Source organism: Streptomyces pinistramenti (assembly GCF_020564935.1).
Classification (GTDB): domain Bacteria; phylum Actinomycetota; class Actinomycetes; order Streptomycetales; family Streptomycetaceae; genus Streptomyces; species Streptomyces pinistramenti.
The window spans coordinates 35,909-53,846 of record NZ_JAJCXB010000026.1; the positions used below are offsets into that span (position 1 = coordinate 35,909).

Below are 17,938 nucleotides of genomic sequence, written 5' to 3' on the forward strand. Positions count from 1 at the left end.
TCTCACAGCTCTTCGGTCGACGGCTCGTCCATCGGCGAGGACGGTTCGTCGGGCAGCGGCGGCAGCCGGCTCTCGTCCGGGGCGCTCGGCTCGTCGGACGACCCCGGGCCGGTGCCTTCGCCGGACGCCTCCTCGGTGTGCATCTCCAGTCGGTTCTTGTGGCAGCTGCTGATCCAGGTGCCGGTGGGGCCGCTCTCGTACTGGCAGAGCCACCCCCGTACGGCCAGCGAGCCCGGGTCATCGCCGGAGTCCTGCGGTGCCCGACGGAAGAAGTCGGCCATCACGTCGTGAGCTTCTTCGCACTTCACGGTGCCGCCGGCGCCGGGGTCGGCGAAGAGCGTGACGCTCTCCGCCGTGCCGAGGGCGTCACGGATCTCGCCGCAGTCCACCGGCCGGCCCGGAATCGTGGGGGTCGGCCCGGCGGACGACGGGTTCTGTGCCCCGGGCCCGTCGGACGCGGCCGCGGAGGTGTCCGTGGCCCTGCCGCCGGTACAGCCGGCGGCGGCGAGGGCGAGCAGCACGGTCGGCACGGCGATGAGTCGGCGCATGTCGGACTCCCTGGTGTCGGCGGCGCGCAGGCGGCGTGCTGCGTCTTTGGACGCTAGAAGTCCCGCGGCGGCCCGGCGATCCGGGGCGGCCGTTCGGGTGAGGCGGGACGACGGCGCGGCCTAGGGTGCGGACATGACTGTGACCGGCACACCTGGGCCCGTATCCCTCGACGTCGAAGGCCGTACCGCGCTCGTGACCGGCGCGGCCGGCGGCATCGGGCGTGCCTGCGCGCTGCGGCTGGCGGCGGCGGGCGCGACCGTACGTGCGGTGGACCGCGACGAGGAAGGGCTGCGCCGCCTCGCGGACGAGGTTCCCGGCGACGTGCCAGGAGCCGTCGAGCCGTGTCCGCTGGATCTCACCGACCTGGACGCGGCGGAGCGGGCAGCGGCCGGCTGCGATCTGCTGGTCAACAACGCCGGTATCCAACTGGTGCGGCCCATCGAGGAGTTCCCGCCCGAGGTGTTCCACGAGGTGCTGACCGTGATGCTGGAGGCGCCGTTCCGGCTGGTGCGCGGCGCGCTGCCGCACATGTACGCGGGTGGCTGGGGCCGGATCGTCAACATCTCGTCCGTCCACGGCCTGCGCGCCTCCCCGTTCAAATCCGCCTACGTCGCCGCCAAGCACGGCCTGGAAGGTCTGTCGAAGACCGCGGCCCTGGAGGGCGCTCCGCACGGCGTGACCTCGAACTGCGTCAACCCCGGCTATGTCCGCACCCCGCTGGTCGAGCGGCAGATCGCCGACCAGGCGGCGGCGCACGGCATCCCGGAGGAGCGGGTGCTGGCGGACGTGCTGCTGGCCGACTCCGCGGTCAAGCGGCTGGTCGAGCCGGCGGAGGTGGCCGAGGCCGTCGCCTACCTGTGCAGCCCGCAGGCGTCCTTCATCACGGGCACGTCGCTGCTGCTCGACGGCGGCTGGACCGCGCACTGACCGGACCGGCCGCGTTCTACCGACGGCTGCCTCCGGATGCGGGGCGGCGGGATACGGGGCAGCGTGGTGCCGTTCCGTCCCCGACCGACCGGACAAGGGAGTGCGTCATGGGTGACAAGAGCGGCATGGACAAGATGAAGGGCAAGGCCAAGGAGTCCGTGGGCAAGGCCACCGGCAACGAACGGATGGCCGCCGAGGGCCGAACCGACCAGGCCAAGGGCGAGGCCAAGCGCGCGATGGGCAACGCCAAGGAGAAGGCGGAGGGGGTGAAGGACTCGCTGAAGGACCGCCGCGACCGCAAGTCCTGACCGTCCGCTCCGGGCAAGCGCCGTGCCCCGGCCGGCCCGTAGAGGCCGGTCCGGGGCACGGCGTTCATGCGTCGCAGGTCAGCTCCGGGACCAGGGGTGGCGCAGCCGGATCCAGATGTCCCGGGCACGCCGGCCCGCCTGCGTACGGCTGTGGGCGATCAGCCGCTGGGCCTGTTCCTCGCTCTCCACCATCGGCCCGGAGCCGCGCAGCGGCTTGCCCGCCGTCTCGTGGAGGAAGAAGCTGGCGACGAATCCGATGACCCCGGCGGCCATCAGGTAGTACGCGGGGACCATGTGGCTGCCGGTCGCCTGCACGAGCGCGGAGGCGATCAGCGGCGTGGTGCCGCCGAAGAGCGACACGGAGATGTTGAACGAGATCGACAGGGCGCCGTACCGCAGCCGGGTCGGGAAGAGCGCGGGCAGGGTCGACGCGGAGGTACCGGCGAAGCAGACCAGCAGGAGGCCCAGGATCAGGCATCCGAAGGCCGGCTGCAGGATGCCGCCGGCGCGGATCAGCAGCACCGCGGGCGCGGCCAGGGCGATCAGCGCCAGACTGCCCGCCATGAAGACGGGCCTGCGGCCCCAGCGGTCCGACGTCCGGCCCACGGTGGTGATGGTGAGCGCCACGACGATCATGGTGCCGAGTACGAGCAGCTGCGAGGTGAGGGCGTCCTCACCGAGGGTTTCGGACATGAACGTCGGCAGGTACGAGGTCACCATGTAGTTGGTGACGTTGTAGAGCAGCACCAGGCCCATGCAGATCAGCACGGCCTCCCAGTGCTGGGTGAAGATTTCCTTGAGGCGCCCGTGCCCGGACTGACGGGCCACCTCCACCGGGTCCTCGCCGCCTTCGCGGCGGGCCTTCTCGGCGGCCTGGTGGGCCTGTTCGGCCTCGCGCTGGAAGGCCGGTGTCTCCTCAAGGCGCAGGCGCATGTAGAGCCCGATGAGGCCCAGCGGTCCGGCGACCAGGAAGGGGAGGCGCCAGCCCCACGACACCATGCTGTCGTCGCCGATCACGGCCGTGAGAACGGTGACCATTCCGGAGCCCAGCGAATAGCCGATGAACGTGCCGAAGTCGAGCCAACTGCCAAGGAATCCACGTCGCTTGTCCGGCGCGTATTCGGCGATATAGGTGGTGGCGCCCGCGTATTCGCCGCCGGTGGAGAATCCCTGCACGAGCCGGCAGATGAGCAGCAGAATCGGCGCGCTGAAGCCGATGGCCGCATAACTGGGCAGGAATCCGACGGCAAAGGTACTGATCGCCATCATGATCATGGTGGCGGCCAATACGCGTTTGCGTCCGATACGGTCGCCGAGCGGCCCGAAAACCAGTCCGCCGAGCGGCCGGACGAGAAAGGCGGCGGCGAAGGTCGCGAAGGTCGAGACGACTTGGGCGCCGGGCGAACTGGAGGGAAAGAAGACCTTTCCCAGCGTTCCCGCCAGATAGGCGTAGACGCCGAAGTCGAACCATTCCATCGTGTTGCCCAAGGCGGCCGCGGAAACCGCGCGGCGCACTTCGGGTTTGTCGGTGATCGTCACATCGCCGGCGCTCAGTGACTGTTTGCGGCGGCGCAGCAGAGTACGGAGCAGGCGATCGGTGGCGGCATTTCCTCCGCGGGCCGCGGTCCTGCCGCGCCGGAAGTGCGAAGGATTTCGGCGTCCAGGGCTCATTTCACCCCGTCCAGGGCGGTGTTGGGGGCTTCATCGTTCCGCGATTATTCCCCGAACATTCCCCCCGGGGAGCAGGCGCAAGGCCGCCGCGTGTCGCCCGCGCCGGGCGGCCGTACGGCGGTCAGGACCTGGGCCTGCGCCCTGCTCGCGCAGCCGGTCCCGTGTGCACCGGCCCCGCCGCCGTACCGCACGCAGAGCCGGCGGACGCTTTGTTGCCCATGCCATGCTCTTGCATGATCTTGGCAACAAGGCGGGTGCGGGTGCTCGACGAGAACCGCTTCGCCGTCGGTGGGTGACCACCGGCGCCGCGACGGGTGAACGACCGAGGAAAGGTGCGTCATGAACGAGACGATCACGCGGGTGGACTGGCAGGCGTGGCAGGACAGCTGGGACCGCCAGCAGGAGTGGTACATGCCCGACCGCGAGGAGCGGTTCCGGGTGATGCTCGACATGGTCGAGGCGCTGGCCGGTCCCGAGCCGATGGTCCTTGACCTCGCCTGCGGCACGGGCAGCATCACCGACCGGCTGCTCAAGCGCCTCCCGGGCGCCCGCAGCACCGGCATCGACCTCGACCCGGCCCTGCTGACCCTCGCCCGCGGCCACTTCGCCGGTGACGAGCGGGCCGCGTTCGTCACCGCTGATCTCACCGGCACGCGGTGGACGGACGCGCTGCCGCACCGCCGCTACGACGCCGTGCTGACGGCGACCGCGCTGCACTGGCTGGACGCGGAGCCGCTGCGCACGCTCTACGGCGACATCGCCGGGGTCCTGCGAGAGGGCGGCGTCTTCCTGAACGCCGATCACATGGCCGACGTCGCCGCCCCGCGGATCAACGAAGCGGTGGCCTCCTTCCACACCCGCCGCAAGGAGCGGGAGCGAGTGGCCGGGGCGCTCGACTGGGCCGCCTGGTGGGGCGCGCTCGCCGACGACCCGGTGCTCGCGGAGCCCGCGCGACGGCGCTTCGCGCTGCTCGGCGACCCCCGGGACGCGGCGGCCGGCGGCGGGGCCCGCGACCGGCCGACGGAGACCCGCTGGCACCTGGACACGCTGCGCGCGAACGGCTTCGCCGAGGCCCGGCAGGCGTGGTGCTCACCGAGCGACGCCCTGGTCGTGGGGCTGCGCTGAGGGCCAGGTCCGTGGCCCTGCCGGACGGGCGGGTCACGGACCCGGGTGCGCTCAGTCCTGTGCCTCGGCCGCCACCGGCTTCGGGATCAGGAAGGACGCCGCGATGGCCGCGGCCAGGATGACGACGCCGGCGATCATGCCCGCCGTGTAGCCGCCGGGGGACGCGGCGTCCGTGGGCTGCGCGGCGGTCTCGACCGCGTACAGCACGGCGAAGCTGAGGCCCGCGCCGAGGTTGAACGCGCCCGCGTTCAGGCCGGGCAGGAAGCCCGGGTTCTCGCGTGGGGACAGCACGATGCCCAGCCCGTTCAGCACGATGTTCGTCACGCCCGCGTACGTCACACCGATCAGCAGCGACATCAGCAGCAACAGGATCCGGGACTGGCCGTGCAGGGTGAGGATCATCAGGACGACCGCCGCGACCGACCCGACCAGGCCGCAGCGCAGGATCCGCCCGTAGCCGTAGGTGGCGGCGAGGCGACCGGCGACCGGGCCCATGGCGAGCCCGGCGAGCGCGTACGGCGTCAGCGTCCACCACGCGGACTGCTCGGCGGACATACCGAGTCCGGCCTGCGCGTCCTGGGCGAACGCCGGGATCAGCCCGTTCATGACGGCGAACACGCCGGTCATGGTGAGCACGGTGGTCAGCAGCGTCGCCCAGGTCGCCCGCTGCCTGAGGTGCCGGGTGGCGACCAGCGGGTGGCTGCTGCGGTTCTCCGTCCGCCAGAACAGCGCGAACGCGCCGGCGGCCAGCACCACCAGGCAGGCGATCAGCGGCCAGTTGGCGGCGGCGAGCTTGCCCGCCTCGTTGAGCGCGATCAGCAGCGAGCCGACCGAGACGACCAGCAGCACGACCCCGGGCCAGTCCATCCGGCTCGCCACCGGCGCCTTGGACTCGGGGGTCAGGGTGGCGACCAGCACGGTGGCGAGGGCCGCGACGCCGGCCATCGCCCAGAAGACCGAGGCGAAGCCGTGGTGGTCGGCGAGGTAGCCGCCGGCCAGCGAGTCGACGCCGGCGATCCCGCCGTTGACCGCGGTGATCACACCCAGCAGCGTCCCGTACCGCTTCGGCTCCTTCACCTCGACCCGCAGCATGATCAGGCACAGCGGGACGACCGGACCGCTCACGCCCTGGATGATGCGGCCCGCGAACAGCATCGGCACGCTCGTCGCCAGCGCGGCGATCACGCAGCCGACGACCATCAGGCCCAGCATCCCGGCCAGCACCTTGCGGCGGCCGATCACGTCGCCCAGCCGCGGCAGGAACAGCGAGAACAGCGCGGCAGAGGTGAAGAACGCGGTCTGGGTCAGACCGATCTCGGCGGAGCTTGCGCCCAGCGAGTCCTGGATGCTCTTCAGCGCAGGGCTGAGCATGCTGGCGTTGAGCTGGAAGGCGAAACAGGCCACGAGCAGCGCCGCGACCAGCACACCCACCCGGACCCCTGAACCGCCCGGCGTCACGGCGCCGCGCGGTGCGGTGGAGACACTCATGCCGCGCCGTCGCCGATCCGCTCCAGCGCGTCCACCACGAGGTTCCAGAACCGCTCGTGATCGAGGGTGACCGCGACCTGCGTGGTGCAGTCGGCGGGGGCCGGAGCACGGAAGTCCGCGACGGTCATGCCGAGGGTCAGCCCGCCGCGCAGCTCGATGTCCACCGGCACCTTGCGCACGGTCATGACATCCGGGTCGATGACGTACGCGACCGCGCACGGGTCGTGCACCGGCGGGAACTCGAAGCCCTGGTTCTCCCGGTACGCCTCACGGAAGAAGTCCAGCAGCTCCAGCACGAAGGTGGCCGGCTTGGTGCCGACCGCGGCGATCTTCTCGGCGACCTCGGGGGTGGCCAGCGCCTGGTGCGTGAGGTCGAGGCCGACCATGGTGACCGGCCAGCGCTCGTTGAAGACGATGTGCGCGGCCTCGGGGTCGATGATGATGTTGAACTCGGCGACCGCGCTCCAGTTGCCCTCGTGGTAGCCGCCGCCCATCAGGACGACCTCACGGACCCGCTCGGCGATCCGCGGCTCCTTGCGTACGGCCATGGCGATGTTGGTCAGCCCGGCCGTCGGGACGATGGTGATCTCGCCCGGCTCGTGGGACATCACGGTGTCGATGATCAGGTCCACGGCGTGCCGGCGGTCCAGCTCGATGTCCGGTTCGGGCAGCTCGGGCCCGTCCAGGCCGGTCTCGCCGTGGATGTCGGGCGCCGTCTCGATGGCACGTACCAGGGGGCGCGGGCAGCCGGCCGCGAACGGCACACCGGTGATCCCGGCGATCCGGGCCACGGACAGCGCGTTGCGGGTCACCTTCTCCAGCGTCTGGTTCCCGACCACGGTCGTGACGGCGACCAGCTCGACGTCGGGGTTGCCGTGGGCCAGGAGCATGGCAATCGCGTCGTCGTGCCCCGGGTCGCAGTCGAGGATGATCTTTCTGGCCAACGGAAGAGCCCCTTTGCTCTGGTGCTTCGCTCTGATGCTTCCCGGGCGCGGGCCGGGCACCGGGCGCGGGCGCCGCCGCACCGGTGGCGGACGGCGCGGGCGCGAGGGGCGCCGCCGTCGGCCCCGGGCGTGGGCTCGGGACACTTCACGGGAAAACGTTCTCCGGAAACTTGACCCATGAACCAGCACCTTGTCAATGGCTCATATCCCATCCTTCGGGGCGATTTCCCGGCATCGCGGCGGTAGATGGTGCCATCGGGCCGGTCTTGGACACCGGTCGAGGACAACGTTTGCCGTACCCCGTACGGCGCGTATGCTCCCTCCGGCCCGTACGGGCCGAACGCGTCGAATGAAGGGGGCCGGGAGACGGTGGCCGAAGTCACCCTCAAGGATGTCGCCCGCGCATCAGGCTGCTCCGTCGCCACGGTCTCCCGCGTCCTCGCGGGCACCCGCCCGGTCGGCGCCGAGACCGCCCGCGCCGTACGGGACGCGGCCGAGCGCCTGGGCTACCGGCCCAACCACGTCGCACGCGCCCTGCGCAGCCGCTCGACGGGCACCGTCGGCCTGGTCCTGCCGCAGATCACCAACCCGTTCTTCCCCGCCCTCGTCCGGGAGCTGGAGCACGCCCTGCACGCCGAGGGCCGGGCGCTGCTGCTCGCCGACTGCGACGACGACCCGGAGACGGAGGCCGCCAGAATCGGCGCCCTGCTGGACCGGCAGGTCGACGCGCTCCTGGTGGTGCCGGCCGACGAACGGCGCAGCCGGCCCGCGGTGGCCGCGGCGGCGGCCCGGGTGCCGCTGGTGCTGCTGGACCGCGGCTGCGGCGCGGGTGTCGCCGATTCGGTGGCCGTGGACAACGCCGCGGGCATGACGCTGGTCCTGGACCACCTGGCCGCGACGGGCCGCCGCAGGCCCTGCTTCGTCGGCGCGGCCGGGACGGCGTCGACGGCGGTCGAACGGCATGCGGCCTACGAGGCGGGGGTGCACGCCCTGGGTCCGGATGCCGCGCGGCGGGCCGAACTGGGCGACTTCTCCGTGGAGTGGGGCCGGGCCGCCGTGGACCGGGTCTGGCCGTCCCGCCCCGACGCCCTGGTCTGTGCCAACGACCTCATCGCGGCCGGCGCGCTCCAGCAGTTGCGCCGGCTGGGCGCGGACGTCCCCGGCGAGGTCGCGGTCACCGGCTTCGACGACATCCCGCTGGCCGGACTCGCCGACCCGGCCCTGACCACGGTCCGCCAGCCGGTCGCCGAACTCGCCGCGGAGGCCGCCGGATTGCTCGTCCGCAGGCCGGCCGGAGCGGCCCCGGCAGCCCGCCGCGCGGTCCGCCTCGCGCCCCGGCTCGTCGTACGCGGATCCAGCGCACCGGACCCGGCGGCGGCCGGGCGGGCCGGGGTGCCCGCCTGACGGTCCGCCCCGCGCGCGGCAACGGCCGTCACCACAGAACGTGGTGACGGCCGCTGCCGTATGCGGCTACTGTCCGCCGGCTGCTACCACTTGCCTTCGAGGGAGCCGCCCTCACAACCCTGGAACCACACCGGGTTGCCGTCCCAGACAGCTGCGCCCTGGAGGCACTTGGCGTACTTGGCGCTGGCGCCGGACTCGTGGTCGTCGTCGTGAGCCATGGCGGTGCCGGCCCCACTCAGGATGATGGTGGCCGCGAGGGCGGTGGCCGAGATGACGGCGCGGATGCGCATGGATACTCCTCATGGGTTCGCGGAGATACTGGCATGGACAGAGATCACCTTCGCGAACCACTTCAAAACGCACTCTACGCCGAACGTGTGAGCCGCCCCGTCACCGGCAATTGACGAATCGTCAGCGTCCGGTTGTCTCCTGCGCGGCCTCGGCCTGCACCCGCAGCAGCTTCTTGTCCGGCTTGCCGGCGTCGGTCAGCGGCAGCGCGTCGGCGAAGGTGACGTGCGCCGGTTCGTACATGGCACCGCGCTCGGCGCGCACCATGTCCCGCAGCTGCTGCGCGTCGACGCCGCTGCCCGGTACGGGGATCACGACGGCGTGCACCTGCTCCATCCGGTCCGCGTCCCGGACGCCGAAGACGGCGCTCTGCTGGACCTCCGGGTGCGTGTTGAGCAGGTCCTCCAGCTCGGTGGTGTACACGTGGCCGCCGACCACGACGATCATGTCCTTGATGCGGTCGACGATCGTCAAGTAGTTGTCGGCGTCGAGGAATCCGATGTCGCCGGTGTGCAGCCAGCCGTCCCGCAGGACCTCGGCGGTCAGCTCGGGCTGCTTCCAGTAGCCCTGCATGATCATTTCGGAGCGTACGCAGACCTCGCCGTGCTCGCCGGCCGGCAGGTCACGGCCCTGCTCGTCGCGGATGGCGACCTCGACCTCGGCCAGCACCTTGCCCGCCGAGCGCAGCCGGTCGGGCCGCTCCAGGTCGTGGTCCTCGGGCAGCAGGATGCTGATGCCGCCCGCCTCGTTCTGGCCGTAGCCCTGCATCAGGACCGGGCCGAAGGCGCGGATCGCGTCGGCGATCCGGGCGGGGGACGCCTGGCAGCCGCCGTAGGTCAGCCGGCGCAGGCTGCTGGTGTCGGTGTGCTGCGCGTCCGGGTGGTCCATCAGCTGGTAGAGCAGCGGGGGCAGCAGGAACAGGTCGGTGATCCGCTCGCGTTCGATGGCGGCGAGGGCGGCGGCCGGGTCGAAGTCGTCGAGCAGGACGAGGGTGCCACCGGCGTTCAGGGTGTTGTCGGCCATCATTCCGGCGGCGTGCGCGAGGGTGGTGCAGACCAGCTGGCGGGGCGGTTCGGCGTCCTCGGGCATGACGCCGCGGAACCAGCGGGCCTGGGCGAAGGTGCTGCAGATGCCCTTGGGGTGGCCGGTGGTGCCGCCGGTGTGGCGGATGGTGCAGATGTCGTCGGGCTGGGCGCTGCCGGCGAACGGCTCGGCGCTCTGCCCGGCGGCCAGTTCCAGCAGGTCGACGCCGGTCTTCGCGGGCCCGAGCACGAGGACGGCCGGAACCGGCGCCAACTCCGTTATCTCGATGGCGCGTTCGGTGTAGCGCGGGTCGACTATCAGGGCCTGGGTCTCGACGTCGCGCACGATGGCGGCCTGGGACTCGGCGGAGAGCTTGTTGTAGAGATGGTTGACCCGGCAGCCGATGAGATTGGCCGCGTAGCGCGCGGCGATGGTTTCCGGCGCGTTACCGCTCAGCAGGGTGACGGTCTGGCCGCGGTCCACGCCCTGGGCCCGCAGCGCCCGTGCCATCCGATGGACGAGGTCGCGCAGCTCGCCGGCGGTGACCCGACGGCCTTCGTGGACCAGTGTCTGACGCCCGGGATCGACGGCGAGTGCGTCGAGGTTCTCCTCCACGTAGGTGCGGAAGGGCTGGGCAGCTGCTGGCATGACGGGTTTCCTCCTGAGGCCGGGTGGCCCTGACCGGGCGGTCCGGTGAGTGGTATACAGATATTTAGTTGCTAGAGGCAACTAATCTCAGAGTAACGGTTATGGATCAACAACTCCAATCCGATGGACCGGATCCGGACGTTGTGCAGCCACCGCCGAACGGGCCCCGGACGGGCCGGATCCGGGGGTGCGGAGGGCTGTCCGCACCGGGCATGGCCGAGTCGGGCCGCGGGAGGGATGATGGTGCGCAGCGGCAGCACGGCAGGAAAGGGCCGGTGTGGAGGAACGCCACGGCTGCCGGCGCGAGGGCGCCGGCGGAAGGAGTGCCTGGATGGGTGCGACCGACGCGTTCCCCGACGGCGTGGGCCCCGTCGGGGCGGGCCCGTCCGACCACGGCGGCCTGCTGGACGCGCTGGGGGTGGCCGCCGTGATGCTCGACGCGAACGGCCGGATCGCCCTGTGGAGCCCGCAGGCGGAGGAGCTGTTCGGCTGGAGCGCCGAGGAAGCACTCGGCAGACCGGCCGCCAGGCTCCTGGTGCCGCCGGACCGCCACGACCTCGTCCTGAATCTCTTCGCCCAGGTCATGGCCGGCGGTGAGACCTGGGCCGGGGTCTTTCCCGTACGGCACAAGGACGGCACCACCAGGCTCGTTGAATTCCGCAACATGCGGCTCACGGACGAGCAGGGCCACGCCTACGCACTCGGCATCGCCACCGACCGGAGCGTGCTGCGCCAGGTCGAGCGGGATCTGGCGCTCTCCGTACGCCTGGTGGCCCAGTCGCCGATCGGCCTCGCGGTCCTGGACACCGACCTGCGCTACGTCATGGTCAACCCGGCCCTGGAGCGGATCAACGGCATGCCCGCCTCCGCTCACGTCGGCCGTGACGCACACGAAGCGCTCGGCTTCCTGGACACCGACACCATCACGGCCAGTATGCGCAAGGTGCTCGCCACAGGCACGCCGCGGCTCAACCAGTTCCTCGTCGGATACCCGCCCGACGACCCCGGCAGCGAGCACGCGTGGTCGGTGTCCCACTACCGTCTGGAGGATCCGGGCGGCCGGGTGCTCGGCCTGGCGACGTCGGTCGTGGACGTCACCGAGCAGCACCGGGCCGCGTCCGAGGCGGCGCGGGCCCGCCGCCGGCTCGCCGTCATCGCCGACGCGTCGGCCACCGTCGGCACCACCCTCGACGTCGACCAGACCGCCCATGAACTGGCCGATGTCATCGTGCCCGAGCTGGCCGACCTCGCCGCGGTGGACGTACTCGACGCCGTCCTGGACGGCAGGCGCCAGGCCACGCCGGGCCCCGGAGACGCCGCCCGCTTCCGCGCGCTCGCGGTGGCCACCGCCTTCCCGACCGACGCCGTGCACGCCGCCGACCCGGCCGGACAGATCGCCTCCTACGAAGCCGACCGCGTGATCACCCGCTGTGTGACCACCGGCCGGCCCGTCCTGATGGCGCGGGTACGGGACGAGGACCTGGAGCGGATCGCCGTCGACTCCCGGGGGGCCGCGCTGCTGGCGAAGGCCGGGCTCCGCTCCTACCTGGCGGTGCCGCTGACCGCCCGCGGCGAGGTGCTGGGCGCCCTCTCGCTCTACCGCGTCCGCAACGAGCTGCCGTTCGACGAGGACGACGTGGTGCTCGCCGTCGAGCTGTCCGCCCGCGCCGCCGTCGCCATCGACAACGCCCGCTCGTACCAGAGCGAACGCCGCACGGCGCTCACCCTCCAGCGTCACCTGATGAGCCATCAGCCGCCGCAGCCGCCCGGCATGGAGATCGCCCACCGCTACCAGCCGGCCCGCGCCGCCGGCGAGATCGGCGGCGACTGGTTCGACGCCATTCCGGTGGCCGGCGACAAGACGGCCCTGGTCGTCGGCGACGTCATGGGCAGCGGCATCAACGCGGCCGCCACCATGGGGCAGTTGCGCACCACCACCCGCGCGCTGGCCGATCTCGACCTCGAACCCGCCCAGCTCCTGCGGCATCTGGACCACATCGCCGCCGGGCTCGATCCGTCCTTCGCGACCTGCGTGTACGCCGTCTTCGACCCCCGCCGCCAGGAGTGCCGTATCGCCAGCGCGGGACACCTGCCGCCCGTCGTCGTCCGGCCAGGCCGGCGGCCCGAGCTGCTCGACCTGCCGACCGGGGCCCCGCTCGGCGTCGGCGGCGTCCCGTTCGAGCAGACCGTCGTCGCCCTGCGCCCCGCCGACCAGTTGGTGCTCTACACCGACGGTCTGGTGGAAACCCGCGACGAATCGATCGACACCCGCCTGGACACCCTCGTCGACCTGCTCGCCATCCCCCGGGACGACCTGGAGGAGCTGTGCGACCACCTGCTGGGCGCCCTGCGGCAGCCGCACGACCACGACGACGTCGCCCTGCTCGTCGCCCGCGTCACCGAAGGCGACGCGATCCGGTAGCCCGCCGCCCGGTGTGCGCCTCGCCTCCCTGTCGCGGGGTTTCGCTGCCCGCCACCTGGAGATGCGCAGGTGCACGGCAGCGTACGGAGGCGACATGGCTGAGGAAGAGGCACGCGGGACACCCGCCACCCACGACGAGGAAGAACCGGCCGGAATACCGCGCCCGCGCCCCGCGGGCGGCACACCGGGGCCCGCCCGCCGGGCCCTGCTCGCGGCCACCGCGGCGACCGGCATCGGCCTGCTCGCCGGCTGTGGCGGGTCCGGGGGCCGCGCCGACCCGGCACCCGGAGCGGAGCCACCGCGCGGCACGGGCCGGCCGTCGCCCGCCCCGCCGGGCACCGCCCCGGCACCGGGGAAGTCCGGACATCCCGGCAGGAAACGTCCCGAACTTCCGCGTGGCGGACGGGAATTGTTCCCCCGCTACCGGCTCGTGGGCTTCTGCGGGCTGCCCGGTGCCGCGGCGCTCGGCAGGCTCGGGACCGGAGATCCGGGCGAACGGGCCGACGAGATCGAGAAGCAGGCCCGCGCGTATACCGCGGGCCGTGAGGCCATGCCCGTACTCGAACTCCTCACGGTGGTCGCGACCGCGGCGCCGGGGCCGGACGGCCGGTACCGCTCGCGGACGCCCGACGCGACGATCCGCCGCTTCCACCGGATCGCGGGGGAGCACCGGGCGCTGCTGCTGCTCAACATCCAGCCGGGCCGCGCCCGCGTTCTGGACGAGGTCAAGGCGCTGCGTCCCTGGCTGCTCCACCCCGACGTGGGGGTCGCGCTCGACCCGGAATGGGAGATGGGGCCCGGCGAGGTGCCGGGCGACCGTTTCGGCCATACCAGCGGGCGCGAACTGACCGGTGTGGCCGACTACTTGTCCGGCCTGGTCGCCGCGCACGATCTGCCGCAGAAGCCGCTCGTCTTCCACCAGGTGGCCGCGTCCGTCCTGCACGAGGAGGCCGCGCTGCGGCGCCGGCCCGGTGTCGCCCTGATCAAGAGCGCGGACGGGATCGGCTCACCGGACCTGAAACGGGACACCTGGCGGCGGCTCGTCGGCGGCCTCCCCGCCGGCGTCCACACCGGCTTCAAGCTCTTCTACGAGGAGGACGCCGAGGGCAGCCGCCTGATGACCCCCGATGAGGTGCTGGCCCTGCGGCCGCGGCCGGAGTACGTGATGTACGAGTGAGGCGCGGCGGCGGACCCGGCCGCGCTCACGGGTGCGGTGTGCCGCCGACGTCCCCGTGCGTCTCGCCGGGGGAGCGGTCCGCATCGACCGGGGCCGCGTCGGGCCAGCCGAGCGGGTAGGGGTCGGACGCCGCGCCGGGGGCGGGGGGTTCGTCACCGGCCGCGGTGAAGGCGCCCAGTGCATCGACGAGCGCGGCGCGCTGTTCGGGAGCCAGCCGGCCGACGATGCCGGCGATCTCCCTGCGGCGGCGGGCGGTGACCTCTTCGACGATGCGACGGCCCTGGCCGGTCAGCCCCAGCCGGGTCTCGCGGCGGTCACCGGGGTTGACCTGCCGGTCGGCGAACCCGGCGGTGATCAGCCGGTCGACCATGCGCATCGCGGTGGACGGATTGACCCCCAGCCAGTCGGCGACCTCGACGAGCTTGGCCGTGCCGTGGCTGGACAGCGCGACCAGCAGCCGGAACTGCGCGAGCGTCACCCGGCCCTCCACCGCGGCCAGCGAACGGGCGGAGACCGCGACCAGGACGCGGGAGGCGGTCAGCACCGCGCGGGTCACGGCCTCGACATCGTCGTGCTGCCCGGCGGGAGGTGTGGGTGCGTCCATGCCCCCTTTCTATCCCGGTGCGGCCCGCCTCGCCGGGCCGGGGTCGGCAGGGGCTGCGGCCGGCCCCGGCCCGGAGGGGCCGCTACTTCACCGCCCCCAGGGAGAGCCCCTGGACGAGCTTGTCCTGGGCGGCGAATCCGGCGATCAGCACCGGGAGGGAGATGACGGTGGCCGCCGCGCAGACCTTGGCCAGGAACAGGCCCTGGCTGGTGACGAATCCGGTCAGGAACACCGGCGATGTCCCCGCGACGATGCCGGTCAGGACGCGGGCGAAGAGCAGCTCGTTCCAGCTGAAGATGAACGAGATCAGGGCGGTGGCGGCGATGCCCGGCATGGCGACCGGCGCGACGATGCGCAGCAGGGTGGTGCCGAGCCCTGCGCCGTCGATGGACGCCGCCTCCAGCATCTCGACGGGCACTTCGGCGAGGAAGGAACGCATCATCCACACCGCGATCGGCAGGTTCATCGAGGTGTAGAGGATGATCAGCAGCCAGATGCTGTCCAGCATCCCGGTGTTCTGCGCGACCAGGTAGATGGGCAGCAGCCCCGCCACCAGCGGCAGCATCTTGGTGGAGAGGAAGAAGAACATCACGTCGCTCCACTTGCGCACCGGCCGGATCGACAGGGCGTAGGCCGCGGGAACGGCGAGGAGCAGGACGAGCAGGGTGGAAACGACCGACGCGGTCAGCGAGTTGATCAGCGGCGGCCAGGGGCTGATGCCGGTGCCGGCGCCGAAGAACTCGCGGTAGCCGTGCAGGGTGAGCGGGGCGGCGATGCTCGGCGGGTTGGTCGCCGCGTCCTGCTCGCTGTGGAAGGACGTGAGCACCATCCACGCGACGGGCAGGAAGAAGGCGATGCCGCACAGCCAGGCGAGCAGGCCCAGCAGGCTGCCGGTGCGGCGGCGGCGCCGTAGTGCGGGGGACGCGGAACGGCTCAGGGATGCGCTGCTCATCGGGTGACCTCCTCGCGCAGCAGGGACGACACCGCGCGCAGCGCGAACGTCGCCACCAGCAGCGAACACAGCACGACGACGACGCCCTGAGCGGACGCCCGTCCGTAGTCATGGGCCTGGTAGAAGGTCTGGTAGATGGTGTAGGGGAGATTGGCCGTGCCCAGGCCGCCCGACGTGATGGTGAAGACCGCGTCGAAGTTCTGCACGACGTACACCGTGCCCAGCAGGGCGGCGAGTTCGAGATAGCGGCGCAGGTGAGGCAGCGTCAGATAGCGGAAGACATCGAACGTCGTGGCGCCGTCCATCCGGGCCGCCTCGACGGCGTCGGCCGGCCGGCTCTGCAGACCGGCCAGCAGGATCAGCATCATGAACGGCGTCCACTGCCAGATCAGCGACGCCTCCACCGCGGCCAGCGGCGAATCGGTCATCCAGTCCGGCTGCGGCGGGTTGTCGCTGCCGAACAGGCCCCATATCCAGGACAGGCAGCCGTTGATGAACCCGTACGACGCGTTGTACAGCGCGTGCTTCCACAGCAGCGCGGAGGCGACCGGCACCACCAGGAACGGCGTGATGAGCAGGGTGCGGACGATGCCGCGGCCGCGGAAGCTGCGGTCGAGCAGCAGCGCGAGCCCAAGGCCGAGCAGCAGACTCACCAGCACCACGGTCACGGTCAGCAGCACGGTCGTGCCGACCGACGCGCGCATCGCCGGGTCCGTGAACACCGCCGCGTAGTTGTCGAAGGCGGCGAAGCCGCGGTTGCCGGGGGCCAGCGCGTTCCAGCGGGTGAAGGAGATCACCACGGTGGCCACGAACGGCAGTTGGGTCACGATGATCAGGAAGACCAGCGCGGGCAGCAGGGGTGCACGGCGCGCCCAGTCCTTCGCGCGCTGCGCCCGCAGGCCGCGGGACGTGTCAGCGGTCGGCGTAGGCACGCGCCACCTCCTCGGCGAGCCGCTGGCCGTGCTCCAGCGCCGCGGGCACGCTCTGCTTGCCCGCGATGGCCGAACTGATCTCCTGGGACACCTTGGTGCCCAGATCGGAGAACTCGGGTATGCCCACGAACTGGATGCCGGGGGCGGGCCGCGGCTGCACACCGGGGTCGTCCGGACGGGCCGATCTGATCGCCTGCTCCGTCGCCGGCGCGAAGGCCCCGGACTCCTTCACGTACGCGGGATCCCGGTAGAGCGAGGCGCGCTTGCCGCCCGGCGCCCGTGACCAGCCCAACTCCTTGGCCACCAGCCGCTCGTACTTCTTGCTCGACGCCCAGGAGATGAACTTCCAGGCGGCGTCCTGGTGCGTGCTCGCCTTCTGGATGCCCCAGGCCCAGGTGTAGAGCCAGCCCGCGCTGCCGGTCCGCTCGACCGGCGCCGGGGCGTAGCCGACCTTGCCCGCCACCTTGGAGTCGGCGCTCTCCAGCGAGCCCGCGCCCGCCGTCGCGTCGTACCACATGGCGACCTTGCCCTGCTGCATGTCGTTGAGGCACTCGGTGTAGCCGGCCTGCGGTGCGCCGGCCTCGCCGTGTCTGCGGACCAGGTCGACGTAGAAGCGGGTGGCCTTCGTGAACTCCGGGCTGTCGAGCTTCGCCTTCCAGTCCTCGGTGAACCAGGTGCCGCCGAAGGTGTTGACGACGGTGCTCAGCGGCGCGGCCAGCTGCCCCCAACCGGGCTGCCCGCGCAGGCAGATGCCCTTGAGTCCGTTCCGGGATCCGTCCAGCTTCGCGGCCAGCGCGGCGACCTGCCGCCAGGTCGGGTGGGCGGGCATCGTCAGGCCCGCGGCCCTGACCAGGTCCTTGCGGTACATCAGGAAGGAGGACTCGCCGTAGAACGGCTCCGCGTAGATCTTGCCGTCCGCCGCGGTCAGCGACTTACGGACCGGCTCCAGGATGTCCTTCTGGTCGAACTCCCGGTCCTTCGCGGCCCGTTCGCCCAGCGGGGTCAGCCAGCCGTTGCGGGCGTAGATCGGCGTCTCGTAATTGCTCAGGCTCGCCACGTCGTACTGCCCGGCCTGGCTGGAGAAGTCCTGGCTCATCTTGTCGCGCAGGTCGTCCTCGGGCAGCACGGTGAAGTTCACCTTGATGCCGGTCTCCTTGGTGAAGTGCGCGGCCGTCAGCCGCTGCAGATCCACCATCTGCGGGTTGTTCACCATCAGTACGTTGATGGTGTGCGCGCCGTCGTTGCCGACGTCACCCGCGCCGCGATAGCAGCCGGCGGTGGCCAGCGACAGGGTCAGGGTGACCGCGGTCAGCGCGGTGGCGCGGCCTCGGCTGCTGCCAGGGGATCGTGCTCTCACACTTCTACCTTTCTGGGGACATCCGTCGGGCCCGGCCGCCGTCCACGCCGGACGCGCGGGCCTGCGGCGGGCACGGGGGACCGGCCGGCGGCCGTGCGGGGCCGCCGACGCCGGTGGTG

The 17,938-nt window shown here is 71.9% G+C and carries 16 protein-coding genes; 6 read left to right on the forward strand and 10 right to left on the reverse strand.

What is annotated here, in order from left to right; all coding sequences use genetic code 11:
* Positions 1-2: 2 nt before the first annotated feature.
* Positions 3-548, reverse strand: a complete 546-nt coding sequence (locus tag LIU39_RS19215; protein ID WP_227047990.1) for a hypothetical protein — start codon at positions 546-548, stop codon at positions 3-5.
* A 133-nt stretch (positions 549-681) separates the two neighbouring features.
* Between LIU39_RS19215 and LIU39_RS19220 the strand changes: the two genes are divergently transcribed.
* The gene (locus LIU39_RS19220; RefSeq protein WP_227047991.1) at positions 682-1,476 is read left to right on the forward strand and encodes a 3-hydroxybutyrate dehydrogenase; all 795 of its coding nucleotides are present in this window, start codon (positions 682-684) and stop codon (positions 1,474-1,476) included.
* A 107-nt stretch (positions 1,477-1,583) separates the two neighbouring features.
* Positions 1,584-1,784 (forward strand): CsbD family protein, encoded by a 201-nt coding sequence (locus LIU39_RS19225; RefSeq protein ID WP_227047992.1) that lies wholly within the window; start codon positions 1,584-1,586, stop codon positions 1,782-1,784.
* Between the two features lie 78 nt (positions 1,785-1,862).
* Here the strand turns inward: LIU39_RS19225 and proP are convergent, their stop codons facing one another.
* A complete protein-coding gene (gene proP, locus LIU39_RS19230) occupies positions 1,863-3,374 on the reverse strand; it encodes a glycine betaine/L-proline transporter ProP (RefSeq protein ID WP_227048039.1) in 1,512 nt (503 codons plus the stop codon).
* Between the two features lie 420 nt (positions 3,375-3,794).
* On the opposite strand from proP, the gene LIU39_RS19235 reads away from it, so the two are divergent.
* On the forward strand, positions 3,795-4,580 hold the full coding sequence (locus LIU39_RS19235) for a class I SAM-dependent methyltransferase (protein ID WP_227047993.1): 786 nt from the start codon (positions 3,795-3,797) through the stop codon (positions 4,578-4,580).
* Positions 4,581-4,631: 51 nt separating this feature from the next.
* Here LIU39_RS19235 and uriT read toward each other — a convergent pair whose 3' ends face one another.
* A complete protein-coding gene (gene uriT / locus LIU39_RS19240; RefSeq protein WP_227047994.1) occupies positions 4,632-6,068 on the reverse strand; it encodes a uridine transporter UriT in 1,437 nt (478 codons plus the stop codon).
* A complete protein-coding gene (uriH, locus tag LIU39_RS19245; RefSeq protein ID WP_227047995.1) occupies positions 6,065-7,012 on the reverse strand; it encodes a uridine-preferring nucleoside hydrolase UriH in 948 nt (315 codons plus the stop codon). The genes uriT and uriH overlap by 4 nt, the downstream gene beginning before the upstream one ends.
* A gap of 369 nt (positions 7,013-7,381) precedes the next feature.
* Here uriH and LIU39_RS19250 point away from each other — a divergent pair, with 369 nt between their 5' ends.
* Positions 7,382-8,416, forward strand: a complete 1,035-nt coding sequence (locus LIU39_RS19250; RefSeq protein ID WP_227047996.1) for a LacI family DNA-binding transcriptional regulator — start codon at positions 7,382-7,384, stop codon at positions 8,414-8,416.
* Positions 8,417-8,499: 83 nt separating this feature from the next.
* Here the strand turns inward: LIU39_RS19250 and LIU39_RS19255 are convergent, their stop codons facing one another.
* A complete protein-coding gene (locus LIU39_RS19255) occupies positions 8,500-8,706 on the reverse strand; it encodes a hypothetical protein (protein WP_227047997.1) in 207 nt (68 codons plus the stop codon).
* Between the two features lie 121 nt (positions 8,707-8,827).
* Entirely contained in the window at positions 8,828-10,375 is a 1,548-nt protein-coding gene (locus LIU39_RS19260; protein WP_227047998.1) for an AMP-binding protein, read from the reverse strand.
* A gap of 331 nt (positions 10,376-10,706) precedes the next feature.
* On the opposite strand from LIU39_RS19260, the gene LIU39_RS19265 reads away from it, so the two are divergent.
* Entirely contained in the window at positions 10,707-12,797 is a 2,091-nt protein-coding gene (locus tag LIU39_RS19265) for a SpoIIE family protein phosphatase (RefSeq protein ID WP_227047999.1), read from the forward strand.
* A 94-nt stretch (positions 12,798-12,891) separates the two neighbouring features.
* Positions 12,892-13,974, forward strand: a complete 1,083-nt coding sequence (locus tag LIU39_RS19270; RefSeq protein WP_227048000.1) for a hypothetical protein — start codon at positions 12,892-12,894, stop codon at positions 13,972-13,974.
* A gap of 25 nt (positions 13,975-13,999) precedes the next feature.
* On the opposite strand, the gene LIU39_RS19275 is transcribed toward LIU39_RS19270, so the two are convergent.
* The 4 genes from LIU39_RS19275 to LIU39_RS19290 all read right to left on the reverse strand — a co-directional run bounded on the left by LIU39_RS19275 (position 14,000) and on the right by LIU39_RS19290 (position 17,819).
* Positions 14,000-14,578, reverse strand: coding sequence for a MarR family winged helix-turn-helix transcriptional regulator (locus LIU39_RS19275; protein WP_227048001.1), 579 nt, complete (start codon positions 14,576-14,578; stop codon positions 14,000-14,002).
* 82 nt (positions 14,579-14,660) lie between these two features.
* Positions 14,661-15,530, reverse strand: coding sequence for a carbohydrate ABC transporter permease (locus tag LIU39_RS19280; RefSeq protein ID WP_227048002.1), 870 nt, complete (start codon positions 15,528-15,530; stop codon positions 14,661-14,663).
* Positions 15,527-16,462, reverse strand: a complete 936-nt coding sequence (locus LIU39_RS19285; protein ID WP_227048003.1) for a carbohydrate ABC transporter permease — start codon at positions 16,460-16,462, stop codon at positions 15,527-15,529. Before LIU39_RS19285 ends, LIU39_RS19280 begins: the two co-directional genes overlap by 4 nt.
* Positions 16,443-17,819 carry an ABC transporter substrate-binding protein gene (locus LIU39_RS19290; protein WP_227048004.1) on the reverse strand — a complete coding sequence of 459 codons (1,377 nt, stop codon included), beginning with the start codon at positions 17,817-17,819 and terminating at the stop codon, positions 16,443-16,445. The genes LIU39_RS19285 and LIU39_RS19290 overlap by 20 nt, the downstream gene beginning before the upstream one ends.
* Positions 17,820-17,938: the final 119 nt, after the last annotated feature.